The sequence below is a fragment of the Flavobacterium aquidurense genome (genome assembly GCF_001404985.1).
Taxonomy (GTDB): domain Bacteria; phylum Bacteroidota; class Bacteroidia; order Flavobacteriales; family Flavobacteriaceae; genus Flavobacterium; species Flavobacterium aquidurense_B.
Map to the genome: position 1 here is coordinate 38,241 of NZ_JRLF01000010.1, position 19,658 is coordinate 57,898.

Below are 19,658 nucleotides of genomic sequence, written 5' to 3' on the forward strand. Positions count from 1 at the left end.
TGTATCAGGCTTTTATATTTTTTACATCAACTTCTGGATAATAATCTCTTCTGTGATTCCTTCAGCATCAGCTTTATAATTTTTAATAATTCTGTGGCGTAGTATTCCAGTTGCTACTGCTTTTACATCCTCAATATCCGGTGAGAATTTACCATTAAAAGCTGCATGTGCTTTGGCGGCTAAAATCAAATTCTGAGAGGCTCTTGGACCTGCTCCCCAATCCAGATAATTCTTTACAAAATCATTTGATAATGCATTATCAGGACGCGTTTTACTTACCAGAGTTACTGCATACTCAATCACATTATCAGCTACGGGTATTCTACGAATCAAATGTTGAAAATCTATAATTTCCTGTGCTGTAAACAACGGATTAATAGTTGTTTTAGCATCAGATGTTGTACGTTTTACTACCTGAACTTCTTCTTCAAAAGTTGGATATTCTAATTTAATAGCAAACATAAAACGGTCTAATTGCGCTTCAGGTAAAGGATAAGTTCCTTCTTGCTCAATTGGGTTTTGAGTTGCTAATACAAAATAAGGCAAATCCAATTTATAATTTTGTCCGGCAATGGTAACTGAACGTTCCTGCATTGCTTCAAGTAAAGCTGCCTGAGTTTTTGGCGGTGTCCTGTTAATCTCATCTGCTAAAACAATATTCGAAAAAATTGGACCTTTGATGAATTTAAAATGTCTGTTTTCATCCAGAATTTCACTTCCCAAAATATCAGACGGCATTAAATCCGGCGTAAACTGAATTCTTTTAAAATCTAAACCTAAAGCCTGAGACAAAGTGTTTATCATTAATGTTTTTGCCAATCCGGGAACACCAATTAAAAGTGCGTGTCCTCCAGAAAATATACAAAGTAAAATTTGGTCTACAACGGCATCTTGCCCTACAATGATTTTTGCTATTTCGGTTTTTAATTCATTTCTTTTTTGAACTAAATTATGAATTGCTGCTACGTCAGACATTTAGATATGTTTTTTTAAATTGAAAAGAGTTAGTTCTATGAATTCATAAAACTAACTCTTTTTATTTATTTAATAAAAATTATTTTTTTAACCAATTGTATACAAAATTACAATCTCTGTATTCTCCAACAATTTTAATATAAGTATCTTTTATTTTTGTATCAAACCATTTTGAAATTGTAGTGATCTGCTTTTCTTTCAATGCTAATTCTTTAATTTTAGTATAATCTTTAGCATAATCAGCAGTATGTGCATCAATTCTATTGGTAACAGTGATTAATTTATAGGTCTTTTTTCCTTTATCATCTGTATTTAAAAGCGGTTGTGATATTTCGTTGTCTTTAAGATTAGAAACCTGACTGTATAAAGTTGGATCCATTTTAGTCAACTCGAAACGTGTATCCTGAGTATTTGGATTCACTAAAGTTCCTCCGTTTGCTCTGGTTTCTTTTTCGTCAGATTCTGTTCTCGCAGCTTCAGCAAAGGTAATCTCTTTGTTTTCTATTTTATTTCTGATATTGGTTATTCTTTCTTTTGCATCTTTCAATGCTGTTTCAGAAACAGTTGGTGCAATCAAAATATGACGTAACTCTACTTCCTGACCTTTTATTTTATCTACCATAATAATATGATATCCAAATGTAGTTTTAAAAGGCTCTGAAACTTCACCTTCACCTAGACTAAAAGCAACATCTTTAAATTCTTTTACGAAAGGGGTTTTTCTCGTCATTTTATAAAAACCTCCATTTGGTGAAGATCCCGGATCTTGAGAATACAAAACTGCTTTTGTTGCAAAACTTGAACCTTCAAGAACATCTTTTCTAATAGCATTTAATCTGTCAATTACTTTTTGCTCATCGTCTTTCGAAACTTTTGGTTCTACAACGATTTGCGCAACTTCCATCTCTGCTCCAAAAGTTGGTAATTCATCTTTTGGTATTTTTTTAAAGAAATTACGAACTTCTTCAGGGGTAATTTCTACTGCATCTACAATTTTTTTAGTCATTTCTGACGCTAACTTTTGTTCTTTTAAGATATCTGCAAAATAAGTTTTAAACTCCTCTACCGAATTCTTCTTATAATAAGCCACAACTTTATTGATATCTCCAACTTGCTGAACCATATAATTCAACCTTTCATCCATCATACTTCTTACTTCAGCGTCACTAACAACAATACTATCCTGAATGGCCTGATGTGCATATAATTTATCTTCTAAAAGTTTACCAAGCATCTGGCATCTTGTAATATCTTTTGTAGAACCTCCCTGGGCAGAAATCTCTAAATATCCTTTGTCAATATCTGAATCTAAAACAATATAATCTCCAACGGTGGCAATAATACCATCAATTTTTTGCTTTTGACCAGAAGGAACTGCAACTGGTTTTTGAATCACAGTATCTTTAATAATTTCCTGAGCTGAGATAATTGAGGTGAAAAAAAATAAAAAACACATTGTCAACACTAACTTGAAATCAATTGTTTTTAACTGTAATTTTTTTAATAACATTATTTTAAATTTAATTTGAATGTAAAGATCTTGCTTTAGAGTTTCGTTTAAACTACAATCATTTTAAAAATGCATCTTCAACTTATGAATGTGAAAATACTAAATAATTAAGATCTAGTTCTTTTTAACTTATAACGAACAAAAATAACAATTCAATTACATAATACAACTATCGTCTATACTATTAACAAAAAATTATATGGAACATAATTGTTTTTACTATAAGCGACTATTTTCACAAGGATAAACTTATGGAGAAAAAAGACATGATATCCTTTTTTAAAATCACATAAAAGCTGATTCGTATAATTCTAAAAAATTGACGTCAGATTACTCTCTACCAATCCAATAAAAAAAAGTTATTAATACTACAACGTTTTCGTGATATAAATATTTTCTGATAAAAACCAATCGAATTAAAAATCATATACTTTAGATTAATAATTGATAATTTATTGCTCTAAAAATTACGAATAACTCTTTTTAGACGTCAATAAATATGAATTTTAAAACTTTATTATCTAACCTTAACCAAATTTACATTATGAAAAAACCTATTGTAAGGATTTGTTTATTAGCAATTACAACACTCTTGTATTCCTGCTCTCAAAATGAAACAAACGAAACAGATTCAAAAGCTGAAAGTCAGCAATTTAAAATTATTAATGTAACACATCACGATGGGAAACCTTTTAGCACAGGAACTTCCAGTGCTTCTTTAACAGGTAAATATGTTGATAATCCGGGTGGCGGAGTCATGATGCAAGCTTTTTATTGGGATGTACCGGCCGGTGGAAATTGGTGGAATACTGTAAGCAGTAAAGTAGTCGCCTGGGGGAATGCGGGAATTGGATCAATATGGCTTCCGCCAGCTTCAAAGGCTCAAAACGGAGCGTTTTCTATGGGATATGACCCAACAGATTATTTTGATTTTGGAGATTACAATCAAAATGGTACTGTCGAAACCCGATTTGGCTCAAAAACCGAATTGGTAAGTTTAATTACAAACGCACATACGGAGAACATGAAAGTGTATGCTGATATTGTAATTAATCACAATAGCGGCGGACAATCTGAAGCCAATCCGTTTACGGGAACTAATACCTGGACAAATTTTAACGGAATTGCATCTGGAAAATTCAAACGTACTTACACTAATTTCTATAAAAACAGTTACGGAAATAATGACGAAGGAAGTTTTGGAGGTTTTCCTGATTTATGCCATGCTGATCCGTATGTTCAGGATTGGTTATGGAAAAGAACTGACGGAGTTGGTAAATATTATAAAAACACCATGAAATTTGATGGCTGGAGATTTGACTATGTAAAAGGTTTTGGTTCGTGGGTTGTGAGAGACTGGAATGCTAATGTAGGCGGATTTTCTGTAGGTGAATTATGGGATTCTAATGTAAACATATTAAATGATTGGGCTAATAATGCCAACAGTTCTGTATTCGATTTTGCTTGTTACTATAAAATGAATGATGCTTTTGACGGAAATAACCTTGCACTATTGAATGATGATATGATGTGGAAAAGAAATCCATATAAAGCAGTAACTTTTGTTACGAATCATGATACTGACGAAATTTCGAGTAAATTATTAGCGTATTCTTATATCCTTACTCACGAAGGATATCCTACCATATTTTACAGAGATTATGAAGAATGGCTGGACAAAAACAAATTAAACAATCTAATCTGGATTCATAACAACAAAGCAACAGGGACCACTTCTATTTTATATTCTGACAATGATGAATACGTTGCCAGAAGAAACGGATATAACGGAAATCCAGGATTAGTAGTTTATATAAACAACTCAACATCCTGGCAGGAAAGATGGGTTGAGACAAACTGGGCCAGTACTCAAATTAAGGATTTTACAGGAAACTCAACCTGGTTTCCTACAACTCAAGCCGATAAATGGGTGAAAATTCAATGTCCGCCTAAAGGATATACAGTTTGGTCAATTAATCAATAATTGATGATAATAAGTAAGGTCGTTCTAAAAATACGGCCTTATTTTTTGCTGACAACTTATCTTTAATAAAATAAAAGAGTTCCTAATTTAGGAAGTGAATATTTTTATTAAGCCGTAATTAATAGTACTTTTGCAACCTATTTATACGAAATATGAGCTTTTTAAAAGAAATACAACGCAGAAGAACATTTGGAATTATATCGCATCCTGATGCCGGTAAGACAACACTAACAGAGAAATTACTGTTATTTGGAGGTGCAATTCAGGAAGCAGGTGCTGTAAAAAACAATAAAATTAAAAAAGGAGCAACGAGTGATTTTATGGAAATCGAACGCCAAAGAGGTATTTCGGTTTCAACATCTGTACTTGCTTTTAACTATAAAGATAAAAAAATCAACATTCTTGATACTCCGGGACACAAGGATTTTGCCGAAGATACTTTTAGAACTTTAACAGCTGTTGATAGTGTTATTGTGGTAATCGACGTTGCAAAAGGAGTTGAGGAACAAACTGAGAAATTAGTAGCAGTTTGTAGAATGAGAAATATTCCAATGATTGTTTTCATCAACAAATTAGACCGTGAGGGAAAAGATGCTTTTGACTTAATGGATGAAGTAGAGCAAAAATTAGGCCTAACTGTTACACCTTTGAGTTTCCCAATTGGTATGGGTTATGACTTTCAGGGAATTTACAATTTATGGGAGCAAAACATTAATATTTTTAGCGGAGACAGTCGTAAAAATATTGAAGAAACAATTGCTTTTTCAGATGTACAAAGTCCTGAATTAGAAAAAATTATTGGTCCTAAACCAGCGGATAGATTACGTGAAGAATTAGAATTAATTGATGAAGTATATCCAAAATTTGATCGTCAGGATTATTTAGATGGAAAACTACAACCTGTATTTTTTGGTTCAGCTTTAAACAACTTTGGAGTTCGCGAATTGTTAGATTGTTTCGTAACAATCGCTCCGTCACCAAGACCAAAAGATTCTGAAACTCGTTTAGTAGATCCTGTCGAAGAAAAAATGACTGGTTTTGTGTTCAAGATCCACGCAAATATGGATCCAAAACACAGAGACCGTTTGGCTTTTATCAAAATCGTTTCCGGAACTTTCGAAAGAAACAAACCTTATTACCACGTTCGTCAAAAGAAAAATCTAAAATTCTCCAGCCCAAATGCCTTTTTTGCTGAGAAAAAAGAAATAGTTGATATTTCCTATCCTGGAGACATCGTAGGTTTGCACGATACAGGAAACTTTAAAATTGGTGATACTTTGACTGAAGGTGAAGTAATGAGCTTTAAAGGAATTCCGAGTTTTTCTCCGGAACATTTTAGATATATCAATAATGCTGATCCTATGAAAGCCAAGCAATTGGATAAAGGTATTGATCAGTTGATGGATGAAGGAGTTGCGCAGTTATTTACTTTAGAAATGAACAACCGTAAAGTGATCGGAACTGTTGGAGCGCTTCAATATGAGGTTATTCAATATCGTTTAGAGCATGAATATGGTGCAAAATGTACCTATGAAAACTTCCCGGTTCATAAAGCGTGTTGGGTAAAACCTGATGATGCTAAAAATGATGAATTTAAAGAGTTTAAACGTATCAAACAAAAATTCCTGGCTCATGATAAATACGGTCAATTAGTATTTTTAGCTGATTCTGACTTTACGATTCAAATGACTCAAAATAAATATCCAAGTGTGAAGTTATTTTTTACTTCAGAATTTGACTAAAATATTTAATAAAAAAAATGCCAGCTTAAAAGCTGGCATTTTTGTTTAGATAAATCGTCTTCATAAAATAAACAGCAAACAAAATGACTTTTAAATCATTCTCTTTGCTGTTTTTAAATTTCTTTTATTTTTTAAAACTCAAAATAATTAAATTTTAGTTTTTAATCAATTTAACAGTTTTTGACTGATTTTTTTCATTCGTTATCTTTAATAGATAAATTCCGTTTGGAGTGTTTCCTAAATTTAATGTAGTAGTTCCAACATTCACTTTTTGTGTTTGAATCGTTTTTCCTAATATATCAAATAAGACAGCTGTACCGTTACTATCACTATTGATAAAAAATGCACTACTAGATGGATTTGGATATACTTTTAAACTAGAAATCCCATCTAAATTATGATCGTCTAAGCCAAGTGTTGTGCAAGTACTACCCGTTTGAATAATTGAACCCGTTATCCAGTTAGAAGTGCTTGCTGACAAATCAAAATTTGTTAATGTACCATCATTTCCATTTCCACTTGAATCTGTCAAGGTTGCAACTGCTGAATTATCTGCTCCTTCAACTCCTTGATTAAATTTATAATAATTTATCAATCCAGGTTGAGCACCTGATAATTCGCAATTCATATTGTTCTGGATTTCAGTCTGTGTTAAAACTTTATTCCAAATACGAACTTCATCCATTACACCACTAAATAGATTTCCGCCCGGGTCAAATGCTCCAATCCTTACTACATTTCCTACAAAGGGAGGCACGTTATTATTTTCAGAAATAGCAACGCCATTTTTATACAATATCATTGTAGAAGTAGCTAAATCATAAGTTACAGCAACATGATACCAGGTATCTGCATTTAATGGTTCACTATCTTCTACTGCATCCCATTGTCCATTATGTCCGGAAGATAATACACCACCAGGTACATAAATTGCATGCTCGCCTTCTACACCGCCACCTGAAATAATATTATTTACCGGTGAAAAATCATTTATTTTTATCCAGGCTTCTTTGGTATACGTTGTAGGCATATTATTAGGAAGTTCTACATAACCTCCTTGAAACTCTAAGGAAGTACCATTAAGATCAACAACATTTACCTGTACTTCAGTACGTAAGCTTTCACAAGATACAGTTTGAGAAACATAATACAATCCTGTTGATAAAGGAGTTGTAGCAGCTAATGGACTACCACCAACAGCGTCAGCATACCATTTAATGTCAGTTCCAGTTGCTACTAAATCAGACACTTTTGAATTGATATTTAATTTTTGAGTTGAAGCTACTGTGGCTTCAGGAGTTGTACATATACCCACAGTACTTGTAAGTGAAGGAACCACAATGTTGTTCTGAAGACCCGCTATCCTAAAACTATAAGTTACACCTATCTTAATGAATGCAGTAGGCTTTAACGAAAATTCCTGTTCAGTAAATTTATTTTGACCAGTATCTAAGCTTATCACTCTATTTGAATCTGCGCTTAAAAATAAACCTGGGACAAACATACCAGGACTTGCTGTAGAAATTTGCTGTGTAGTTGCTGTTTCATGAGCTAAATCAGGATTAATTTCGAAAGTAAATGGAGAATTCGAAATTAAAATGCTTTGCCAGCTGTTTCCGTTATTCTCAGAAAATTCAATCTTCGAGTTTATACTTACAGTGCCCGTACTACCAGTAGAATACTCTTCTGCAGCTATTCTAATTCTTAAAGCGTCAAAGTTATTGATTTCTACAGCAGTATTAAGTGGGGCTTTCCAGGTAGCAGTAGTTTCGCTACCATTATTATTTCGCCAACGATAAGCTGAAATTCTTGTATTTGCATTCGCAAAAAAGAAATTAGCAAGCAGTAATGTAAAGAGTAAAGTTTTATTCATATTTTAAATTTAATTAAATTAATTATTTGTTATTTTTTTAATTCTTCATGTGTGTCTGCTCTTATAGTTTTAGGTTTTATATATGTTAAATAAATGAATACATAAATGATAAGAAGTATATTAAATAATAAAGGATACTTCGTAAATAATGATAAATTAGTGTTGGGCTGAATAGACCCTAAAACCAATGTACTACTTGTGTCTTTTTTTTCTGATACAATTGTTCCATCACTATTTATAATAGCATTAATACCACAATTATTGGCCACAGCAATATCTTTACGATTTTCTACCGCTTGTAATCGAGCGTAATAGAAATGAAGATCTGAAATGTAATTATCTTTAAACCAACCATCATTACTAAAATTAAATAAGACGTTAGCACCACTTCGTACTTGTTCTGAGCTACAATTTTCAGAAACAACTTCATTGCAGATTAAATTTCCGGCTTTCCCAAATTTCGTTTGAATCGGCACTTGATTTTTACCTCTTGACAGAACAAAACCTTCCTGACTCAAAAAAGGAATCAAAAAATTCCCTAAAGGTTCCTCAATACCTTTTAGCAAAATTTGTTTATTGTAAATTCCACTTACCTTATTGTATTTATCAATATAAAAAACAGAATTAAAAAGTTTTTTGTCCTCGCTGTTTTCATTATTAATACCAATGACGTGAGTAATGTTTTGGGTATTGCTTATTCTTACAATTTCTTTTAGAAGATCATCTTCATTTGAATAGGTCCAAGGCAATGCTGTCTCCGGCCAAATAATAAAATCAGGCTCGAGTTTCGTAGCGTCCTTACATAGCTGAAAATATTTATTAGCAAATGCGTCACCATTTTCACTATTCCATTTTGTTTCAGGATTTGTATTATCTGACACTATAGCAACTTTAAATGATCTCCCAGCAAATATGGGTGAATAACTATAATAGAAAATACTTCCTACTACAAACATTAAAAATAAAATAGAGCCACTATATATTAGATACAGTTGCTTTTTTTGCAAATAAAATTCGGCCAAAAAAAGATTTATTAAGATCGTTAAAAAGCTTAATAAAGCTAATCCACCAATACTAGTTAGCTGAAGAAAATAAATATTTGTAACAAAAGAAAAACCAATTCTGAAATAATGTAAAGGAAAAGATTGCAATACAAATGCTAAAACAGATTCTAAAACTGTCCATACTGCAGATATACACAATCTATTTAAAAATAATGATCTAGTTGATTTCGTATTTTTTATATAAATATTTGCAATAATCCAGTAAACTAAAGAGAAATAAAGTCCTAAAAAAATACTACTGATAAGATAAACAAAAATTCCATAAAGAAACCCATTTCCTGTATAATGATTAATTCCCTTTATCATCCAGAAGAACATGCCTAATCCAATTCCAAAACCAAAGAGAAAACCATTAAGGATTGATCGGATTTTTGAACTTTCATTTAGTAAGATGAATAATGGAACGACGCTAAAACAAACGATTAAAATCGAAAGATGAGTATTGGCAAAATTAAGTGCCAATCCAGAAAACAACAATATAATAGAAATTTTTAAGTTTTTTCCCATTTTTCATGATTTAAAATCAAAACCTACATCAACTTTAACACATTCTAGCAAGTAAATATAATATTTTAACATTCAAAAAAATTGGTTTTGTTTTTAGTCGTCTGAATATTTATACCCTAAAAAGTCTCTTTTAGCCGTTAAAAAACGCTATACAAATTGATTCCCCTTCCAATTAAACACATACATAGATAATAATCAACTACTTATAAAAACAATAAATAAAAAAAAACATAATTTTATTACTTTGAAATAATAAAATTAAATTTTAAAAAAAGAACACTAAAATTGAAGATGTAAAATAAGCTTTACAAGGAAGTGAACCCTTTTTCTTTAAGCCACACTCCTATTAAATGAAGTATTCCTTAACACTTGATAACTACAAGAGTAAATCTAAATTTATCAAAGAATATAAAAAAAGCACTAATTAAATATTAGTGCTTTTTTTTAATTTGAATTAACCAACCTTGTAAGTTATTTTATTCCAAAAATCCCTACTTTATATTAGGAGATACCAATATTAGGATAATAAATTGCAAACGAGAAATATAGTCGATGAAAGTAAAACTAAATCAGTTGAAATACATTATTTAGGAATCAATTCTATTTTAAATAAAAAAGTCCCATTTAAAAATGGGACTTTAATAATTTATGCTTGTCCCGTAGGACCAAAATTAAGCGGTATTGGTGCTTGTTCTGTCTCTTTGATTTCGCCATGAGCGGCCTCAAAACGATGAATATTTTCTCCAATTGCTTTTAATAATCTTTTAGCATGTTGTGGTGTCAAGACAATTCTTGACTTTACCTTGGCTTTAGGAATACCCGGCATAATGCTCACAAAATCTAAAACAAACTCTGATGATGAGTGGTTGATTATTGCAAGATTAGAATAAATTCCTTCTGCAATTGTTTCGTCTAGCTCAATATTAATTTGCTCTTGTTGTTGTTTCGGATTACTCATAGTTTCCTAATTAATAGATATATTCTTCTTTATTAGCCATCATTTCATTGTAATCATCTTTAGATCCAACGATAGTGTTATCGTATTCTCTCATACCAGTTCCTGCAGGAATTCTGTGTCCAACAATTACATTTTCTTTCAATCCTTCTAAATCATCTACTTTACCAGCTACAGCAGCTTCGTTAAGTACTTTTGTTGTTTCCTGGAAGGAAGCAGCAGAGATGAATGATTTAGTTTGTAGCGAAGCTCTTGTAATACCTTGTAAAACTGGCGTTGCAGTTGCAGTAATTACATCTCTAGCTACAACTAGATTTTTATCATTTCGTTTCAACAATGAATTTTCATCACGTAAATCACGAGGCGAAATAATCTGACCTGGTTTCAATACAGCAGAATCTCCTGAATCTTCAACTACTTTCATACCATATAATTTATCGTTTTGAACGATGAAATCTTTAGTATGAATTAATTGATCTTCTAAGAACAATGTATCTCCTGGATCCTGAACTCTTACTTTACGCATCATTTGACGAATAACTACCTCAAAGTGCTTGTCATTAATTTTTACCCCTTGTAAACGGTATACCTCTTGAATTTCATTTACCAAGTACTGTTGAACAGCAGCTGGTCCTTGAATTCTTAAGATGTCATCTGGTGTAATTGCACCGTCAGACAATGGCACTCCTGCTCTTACGAAGTCATTTTCCTGTACTAAGATTTGGCTAGAAAGTTTAACTAAATACTTTTTAATCTCACCAAATTTAGATTCGATAACAATTTCACGGTTACCTCTTTTGATTTTTCCAAAAGATACAACACCATCAATTTCAGAAACAACCGCTGGGTTAGAAGGGTTACGAGCCTCAAGCAACTCAGTAATTCTTGGTAAACCTCCCGTGATATCGCCTGCTTTAGAAGAACGACGTGGAATTTTCACTAATACTTTACCTGCTTTAATTTTCTCACCGTTCTCAACCATAAGGTGAGCTCCTACTGGTAAGTTATACGAACGAATCAATTCACCTTCTTTACCGTAAACCAATAAAGTTGGAATTAATTTTTTATTTCTTGCTTCAGAAATTACTTTTTCCTGGAATCCTGTTTGCTCATCGATTTCAACCATGAACGATTGTCCTTGCTCTAAATCCTCGTAAGCAATCTTACCAGTAAATTCAGAAACAATTACACCATTATATGGATCCCACTTACAGATCACAGATCCTTTAGTAACTACTTCACCGTCCTTAACGAAAATACTAGATCCGTAAGGAATATTGTGTGTATTTAAGACGATTCCAGTTTTCTCGTCAACTAATTTTAACTCAGTTGAACGTGATACTACGATATCTACCGCATTACCTTCACTGTCTTCACCTTTTACAGTTTTTAAATCTTCAATCTCAAGTCTACCGTTGAATCTTGTAACAATACTAGACTCTTCAGAAATACCTCCGGCAACCCCTCCAACGTGGAACGTACGAAGTGTTAACTGTGTACCTGGTTCTCCAATAGACTGAGCAGCAATAACTCCTACAGCTTCACCTCTTTGTGTCATCTTACCAGTAGCTAAGTTTCTACCGTAACATTTAGCACAAATACCTTTTAAAGCTTCACAAGTTAATGGAGATCTTACTTCTACTCTTTCAATCGGAGAAGCTTCGATAACTCTCATGATTGCTTCAGTAATTTGTTGTCCGGATTCAACCAGAACTTCATTAGTAAGAGGATTAATAACATCTTGCAATGCAACACGTCCTAAAATTCTTTCTCCTAAAGATTCAACAATTTCCTCATTTTTCTTCAAAGCAGAAACTTCAACACCTCTTAATGTTCCACAATCTTCGATGTTAACAATAACATCTTGTGATACGTCATGAAGCCTTCTTGTTAAGTATCCAGCATCGGCAGTTTTAAGAGCAGTATCCGCAAGTCCTTTACGAGCACCGTGAGTAGAAATGAAGTACTCAAGGATCGAAAGACCTTCCTTAAAGTTAGAAAGAATCGGGTTTTCAATAATCTCACCACCACCGGCAGTAGATTTTTTAGGCTTAGCCATCAAACCACGCATACCTGTTAACTGACGAATCTGTTCCTTAGAACCCCTCGCCCCAGAGTCAAGCATCATATATACAGAGTTGAAACCTTGTTGGTCTTCTCTAATATTTTTCATTGCTAATTCTGTTAACTGAGCATTTGCAGAAGTCCATACGTCAATAACCTGGTTGTAACGCTCGTTATTGGTAATAAGACCCATGTTATAATTCACAGAAATACCTTCAACTTGCTCTCTGGCATCTGCAATTAATTTAGTTTTTTGTTCTGGAATTCTAATATCACCTAAAGAGAATGATAATCCTCCTCTAAATGCGAATTTATAACCCATATCTTTCATATTGTCCAAGAAAGCAGCAGTAGTAGGTACATTAGTCACACTTAAAATGTGTCCAATAATATCTCTAAGGTTTTTCTTAGTCAATACATCATTGATATATCCGGCTGCTTCAGGTACTACTTCGTTAAATAATACACGTCCTGCAGTTGTTTGGATAATTTTGTATACCAATTCTCCGGCTTCATTAAAATCTTTTGCTCTAATTTTCACACGAGCATTCAATTCTAATCTTCCTTCGTTTAATGCAATATTTACTTCTTCAGCAGAATAGAATGTTAAGTCTTGACCTAAAATTATGTGTTCTGGTGTAGAGATACGTTCTTTGGTCATATAATATAGACCCAAGACCATATCCTGAGAAGGTACAGTAATTGGAGCACCATTTGCAGGATTCAGGATATTGTGAGAAGCCAACATTAATAATTGTGCCTCTAAAATAGCCTCTGGTCCTAATGGTAAGTGAACTGCCATCTGATCCCCATCAAAATCGGCGTTGAAAGCCGTACATACTAATGGGTGTAATTGGATCGCTTTTCCTTCAATTAATTTTGGTTGAAAAGCTTGGATACCAAGTCTGTGCAACGTAGGAGCACGGTTAAGTAATACCGGGTGACCTTTAATTACATTTTCAAGGATATCCCAAACTACCGGCTCTTTTTTGTCTATAATTTTCTTAGCAGATTTTACTGTTTTAACAATACCTCTTTCAATCAATTTACGGATAACGAAAGGTTTGTATAACTCAGATGCCATATCTTTTGGCAATCCGCATTCGAATAATTTTAATTCAGGACCAACAACAATTACCGAACGAGCAGAATAATCCACACGTTTTCCAAGTAAGTTTTGACGGAAACGTCCTTGCTTACCTTTTAAGGAATCAGATAATGATTTTAATGGTCTGTTAGATTCTGTTTTAACAGCAGAAGCTTTACGCGTGTTGTCAAATAATGAATCTACAGATTCCTGTAACATACGTTTCTCGTTTCTTAAGATAACTTCCGGAGCTTTAATCTCCATTAATCTTTTCAGACGGTTGTTACGGATGATTACACGACGGTATAAATCATTTAAATCTGAAGTTGCAAAACGACCTCCATCAAGTGGCACAAGCGGACGTAATTCTGGTGGAATAACAGGAACCACTTTCATAATCATCCACTCAGGACGGTTTTCGCGGTTTAAGTTAGACTCACGGAAAGACTCAACAACTTGTAATCTTTTTAAAGCTTCAGTTTTACGTTGTTTAGATGTTTCATTGTTAGCACTATGTCTCAATTGGTAAGACAACTCATCTAAGTCGATACGTGCTAATAAATCCATAATACATTCTGCTCCCATTTTGGCAACAAATTTATTAGGATCCATGTCATCTAAATATTGGTTTTCCTGCGGAAGAGTATCTAAAATATTCAAATATTCTTCTTCAGTTAAGAAATCTAATCTTTGTAATGATTCTCCATCTGCATTTTTAGCAATACCTGCCTGAATTACTACATATCTTTCGTAGTAAATGATCATATCTAATTTCTTAGATGGAAGACCAAGGATATAACCAATTTTGTTTGGAAGAGAACGGAAGTACCAGATATGAGCAATTGGCACAACAAGGTTGATGTGTCCTACTCTGTCACGACGTACTTTTTTCTCCGTAACTTCAACACCACAACGGTCGCAAATAATACCTTTGTAACGAATTCTTTTATATTTACCACAAGCACACTCAAAATCCTTAACAGGTCCGAAGATTCTTTCGCAGAAAAGTCCGTCACGTTCTGGTTTGTGAGTTCTGTAGTTGATCGTTTCTGGTTTCAAAACCTCTCCTCTTGATTCTTTCAAGATAGATTCAGGTGAAGCCAATCCAATTGAGATTTTATTAAATCTTTTAACCGGATTTTTATCTTTATTATTATTTCTATTATTCATCATAGTTTTTACTATTGATTTATCTGCAATTAAAAAATTGATTTTAACTAATAATTTCTCTTAAAAAATAAATTATTAGTCGCTACCACGGATTACTTCTCTAAACTTCAAACGTCAATTTTGAAGTGCTAATTATAAAACTTTTCAGGTTTAAATAAAAAATCGGAACGGTTTACGGGTATAAATCCTAAAAACTTTTATTTTAATAAACAGCTTCAGTCTCAGCTTTCAGTGCAAACTGAATACTGAGACTGTAACTTAAAACTTTATTTATTCTTCTAAACGAATGTCAAGTCCAAGACCTTTTAATTCATGCATTAATACATTGAATGATTCTGGTAATCCTGGTTCTGGCATAGATTCTCCCTTAACGATAGCCTCGTAAGTTTTAGCTCTACCAATAACGTCATCCGATTTAACTGTTAAGATTTCACGTAGCGTACTTGATGCTCCATAAGCCTCAAGTGCCCAAACCTCCATCTCTCCAAAACGCTGACCTCCAAATTGAGCTTTACCTCCAAGTGGTTGTTGAGTGATCAACGAGTATGGTCCGATAGAACGTGCGTGCATCTTATCATCAACCATGTGTCCTAATTTAAGCATGTAAATTACTCCCACAGTTGCAGCTTGATGGAAACGCTCTCCAGTACCACCATCATAAAGGTGTGTATGTCCAAAACGTGGTACCCCAGCTTCATCAGTCAAAGCATTGATTTGATCTAAAGAAGCACCATCAAAAATTGGAGTAGCAAATTTTCTACCTAAATTTTGTCCAGCCCATCCAAGAACAGTCTCATAAATCTGACCAATGTTCATACGTGAAGGTACCCCAAGTGGATTCAATACGATATCAACCGGTGTTCCGTCTTCAAGGAAAGGCATATCTTCATGACGAACGATTCTTGCAACAATACCTTTGTTACCGTGACGTCCTGCCATTTTATCCCCTACTTTCAGTTTACGTTTTTTAGCGATGTAAATTTTCGCTAATTTCAAGATTCCAGATGGTAATTCATCTCCAACTGTAATAGTGAATTTTTCTCTTCTTAAAGATCCTTGTAAGTCGTTCAGCTTAATTTTATAGTTATGAATTAAATCATTAACCATTTTGTTAGTAGCGTCATCGGCAACCCATTGACCTTTGCTTAAGTGAGCAAAATCTTCTACTGCGTAAAGCATTTTTTGAGTATATTTTTTACCTTTTGGTAAAACTTCTTCACCCAAATCGTTCATTACACCCTGAGATGTTTTTCCGTTCACGATCAAGAATAATTTCTCAACCAATCTGTCTTTTAATTCAACAAATTTAGTTTCGAATTCCATTTCTAAAGCACCTAAAGCATCTTTATCCTGAGTACGTTTACGTTTATCTTTTACGGCTCTTGCAAATAATTTTTTGTCAAGAACTACACCGTGTAAAGATGGAGAAGCTTTTAATGAAGCATCTTTTACATCACCTGCTTTATCTCCGAAGATTGCACGAAGCAATTTCTCCTCAGGAGTAGGATCTGATTCTCCTTTTGGTGTAATTTTTCCGATCAAAATGTCGCCAGGTTTAACCTCTGCTCCAATTCTGATCATACCGTTTTCATCTAAATCTTTAGTAGCTTCTTCAGAAACGTTAGGAATATCATTTGTTAACTCTTCATTTCCTAACTTAGTATCTCTAACCTCTAATGAATAATCATCAACGTGGATAGAAGTAAAAATATCATCACGAACTACTTTTTCAGAGATTACAATCGCATCCTCAAAGTTATACCCTTTCCATGGCATGAACGCAACTTTTAAGTTTCTACCTAAAGCTAATTCACCATTTTGAGTAGCATATCCTTCTGATAATACCTGACCAAGAATTACTCTGTCACCTTTTCTTACAATTGGTTTCAGGTTAATACTTGTTCCTTGATTGGTTTTTCTAAATTTAATTAAGTTGTATGTTTTTTCATCAGCATCAAAACTTACCATTCTTTCTTCTTCAGTACGGTCGTATTTGATAGTAATGATGTTTGCATCAACATATTCTACAGTTCCATCTCCTTCAGCATTAATTAATACTCTTGAATCTGAAGCTACCTGACGCTCTAAACCTGTACCAACAATTGGTGCTTCCGGACGGATCAAAGGAACCGCCTGACGCATCATGTTAGATCCCATCAAGGCTCTATTCGCATCATCATGTTCCAGGAAAGGAATTAATGAAGCCGAAATCGAAGCAATCTGGTTAGGCGCAACGTCTGTATAATGTACTGCAGAAGGTTCTACAACCGGGAAGTCACCTTCCTCACGAGCAATAACATTACTCGCTGTAATTTTACCTGTAGCATCCATTTCAATGTTTGCCTGAGCAATCATTTTACCTTCTTCTTCTTCAGCACTTAAATAGATAGGTGTACTTTCTAAATCGACTACACCATCTGTAACTTTACGGTAAGGAGTTTCGATGAAACCCATTCCGTTAACTTTTGCATAAACACCAAGAGATGAAATCAAACCAATGTTTGGTCCCTCTGGAGTTTCAATCGGACATAAACGACCATAGTGTGTATAGTGAACGTCACGAACCTCGAAACCAGCTCTCTCTCTCGAAAGTCCACCAGGTCCAAGGGCAGAAAGTCTTCTTTTGTGCGTAATCTCAGCTAATGGATTCGTTTGATCCATGAATTGAGATAACTGGTTTGTACCAAAGAAAGAGTTGATAACCGATGATAATGTTTTAGCATTAATCAAATCGATTGGTGTAAACACCTCGTTATCTCTAACGTTCATTCTCTCACGAATAGTTCTAGCCATACGTGCTAAACCAACACCGAATTGTTGAGACAATTGTTCTCCAACTGTTCTAACACGACGGTTTGATAAGTGATCAATATCATCAATCTCTGCTTTAGAGTTGATCAATTCGATCAAATATTTTACAATGGTAATAATATCTTCTTTGGTAAGCACTTGCTTCTCCATAGGGATATCTAAACCAAGTTTTTTGTTCATTCTGTAACGACCAACTTCACCTAAGTTATAACGTTGATCAGAGAAGAACAATTTATCTATAATACCACGAGCAGTTTCTTCATCAGGCGGTTCTGCATTACGCAATTGTCTGTAGATGTGCTCAACAGCTTCTTTTTCAGAGTTTGTTGGATCTTTTTGTAACGTATTGTGGATAATAGCATAATCTGCCTGATTATTATCCTCTTTGTGTAACAAAATAGATTTAACGTTAGAATCAATGATTTCTTCAACATTATCTTTGTCGATAATAGTATCACGATCAAGGATAATTTCGTTACGTTCGATAGAAACTACCTCACCGGTATCTTCATCAACGAAATCCTCGTGCCAAGTGTTCAATACACGTGCAGCAAGTCTTCTTCCAATATATTTTTTAATACCTGTTTTAGAAACTTTAATTTCTTCAGCAAGGTCGAAAATTTCAAGGATATCCTTGTCTCTTTCAAATCCAATTGCACGGAATAAAGTCGTAACCGGTAATTTTTTCTTTCTATCGATATAAGCATACATTACGCTGTTGATATCTGTAGAAAATTCTATCCAGGATCCTTTAAAAGGAATTACTCTGGCAGAATAAAGTTTTGTTCCATTTGCGTGGAATGATTGACCAAAGAAAACTCCAGGAGAACGGTGTAGTTGAGATACTACTACACGCTCAGCACCATTGATAACAAAAGTACCACTTGGAGTCATATAAGGTATTGTTCCAAGATAAACATCTTGTACAATAGTTTCAAAATCTTCGTGTTCTGGATCTGTACAATATAGTTTTAACCTGGCTTTTAAAGGCACACTATAAGTAAGACCTCTCTCTATACATTCTTGAATTGTATAACGTGGCGGATCTACAAAATAATCTAGGAACTCCAATACAAAGTTATTTCTTGTATCTGTAATTGGGAAGTTTTCCATGAAGGTGTTGTATAACCCTTCGTTGCCTCTTTCATCAGATTTAGTTTCTAATTGAAAAAAATCTTTAAAAGATTTAACCTGAACATCTAAGAAATCTGGATAGTCAGGAATATTTTTTGTAGAGGCAAAATTCAATCTTTCAGTCTGATTTGTTATCATCAATGGACAAAATTTTGATTAAAAAAAAGTAATTTTTTGTGTAAACACACACTGTTTAATCTATACTTTCTTATTATAATCAATACATCTTTAAAAATAAACCAGTAAAACAGTTCAATTTTTTTTCTTCGTATTGATCAAAAACTTTTTCGTATTTTAAACTATTTGATAATAAAACTTGATATATTTTATTATACGAAAAATGGTTTAGGCCATTGAGCGTTCACTCAAGACCTAAACCTAGTTCTTAAAACTGAGTTGAATTATTTAAGCTCAACTACAGCTCCAGCTTCTTCTAATGATTTTTTAAGACCTTCAGCCTCTTCTTTAGAAACACCTTCTTTAACGTTACTTGGAGCACCGTCAACTACATCTTTAGCTTCTTTCAAACCTAAACCTGTAAGTTCTTTTACTAATTTCACAACTGCTAATTTAGAAGCTCCAGCTTCTTTTAATACAACTGTAAATTCAGTTTGTGCTTCTTCAGCAGCACCTTCTCCACCACCAGCAGCAACTACTACAGCTGCAGCAGCAGGCTCGATACCATACTCGTCTTTTAATATTGTTGCTAATTCGTTAACTTCTTTAACTGTTAAGTTAACTAATTGTTCTGCGAATTGTTTCAAATCTGCCATTTTTTCTAT

10 protein-coding genes are annotated in these 19,658 nt (G+C 33.6%); 2 read left to right on the forward strand and 8 right to left on the reverse strand.

Going from position 1 to position 19,658, the window contains the following annotated elements:
• Window positions 1-21 precede the first annotated feature (21 nt).
• Window positions 22-975 (reverse strand): AAA family ATPase, encoded by a 954-nt coding sequence (locus RC62_RS08690; protein ID WP_055094602.1) that lies wholly within the window; start codon window positions 973-975, stop codon window positions 22-24.
• Between the two features lie 79 nt (window positions 976-1,054).
• Complete coding sequence (locus RC62_RS08695) at window positions 1,055-2,485, reverse strand: peptidylprolyl isomerase (protein WP_055094604.1); 1,431 nt, start codon at window positions 2,483-2,485, stop codon at window positions 1,055-1,057.
• A gap of 544 nt (window positions 2,486-3,029) precedes the next feature.
• Between RC62_RS08695 and RC62_RS08700 the strand changes: the two genes are divergently transcribed.
• Complete coding sequence (locus tag RC62_RS08700; RefSeq protein WP_055094606.1) at window positions 3,030-4,469, forward strand: alpha-amylase; 1,440 nt, start codon at window positions 3,030-3,032, stop codon at window positions 4,467-4,469.
• Window positions 4,470-4,621: 152 nt separating this feature from the next.
• A complete protein-coding gene (locus RC62_RS08705) occupies window positions 4,622-6,211 on the forward strand; it encodes a peptide chain release factor 3 (protein ID WP_055094608.1) in 1,590 nt (529 codons plus the stop codon).
• 154 nt (window positions 6,212-6,365) lie between these two features.
• On the opposite strand, the gene RC62_RS08710 is transcribed toward RC62_RS08705, so the two are convergent.
• The 6 genes from RC62_RS08710 to rplL all read right to left on the reverse strand — a co-directional run bounded on the left by RC62_RS08710 (window position 6,366) and on the right by rplL (window position 19,649).
• Window positions 6,366-8,084 (reverse strand): LamG-like jellyroll fold domain-containing protein, encoded by a 1,719-nt coding sequence (locus tag RC62_RS08710; protein ID WP_055094610.1) that lies wholly within the window; start codon window positions 8,082-8,084, stop codon window positions 6,366-6,368.
• 29 nt (window positions 8,085-8,113) lie between these two features.
• On the reverse strand, window positions 8,114-9,655 hold the full coding sequence (gene lnt / locus RC62_RS08715; protein WP_055094612.1) for an apolipoprotein N-acyltransferase: 1,542 nt from the start codon (window positions 9,653-9,655) through the stop codon (window positions 8,114-8,116).
• Window positions 9,656-10,301: 646 nt separating this feature from the next.
• Window positions 10,302-10,613 (reverse strand): DUF3467 domain-containing protein, encoded by a 312-nt coding sequence (locus tag RC62_RS08720; RefSeq protein WP_055094614.1) that lies wholly within the window; start codon window positions 10,611-10,613, stop codon window positions 10,302-10,304.
• A 10-nt stretch (window positions 10,614-10,623) separates the two neighbouring features.
• Window positions 10,624-14,934: a DNA-directed RNA polymerase subunit beta' gene (gene rpoC / locus RC62_RS08725; protein ID WP_055094616.1), complete on the reverse strand. Its 4,311-nt coding sequence runs from the start codon at window positions 14,932-14,934 to the stop codon at window positions 10,624-10,626.
• A 267-nt stretch (window positions 14,935-15,201) separates the two neighbouring features.
• The gene (gene rpoB / locus RC62_RS08730) at window positions 15,202-19,014 is read right to left on the reverse strand and encodes a DNA-directed RNA polymerase subunit beta (protein ID WP_055094618.1); all 3,813 of its coding nucleotides are present in this window, start codon (window positions 19,012-19,014) and stop codon (window positions 15,202-15,204) included.
• 263 nt (window positions 19,015-19,277) lie between these two features.
• The gene (gene rplL, locus RC62_RS08735) at window positions 19,278-19,649 is read right to left on the reverse strand and encodes a 50S ribosomal protein L7/L12 (protein WP_007807437.1); all 372 of its coding nucleotides are present in this window, start codon (window positions 19,647-19,649) and stop codon (window positions 19,278-19,280) included.
• Window positions 19,650-19,658: the final 9 nt, after the last annotated feature.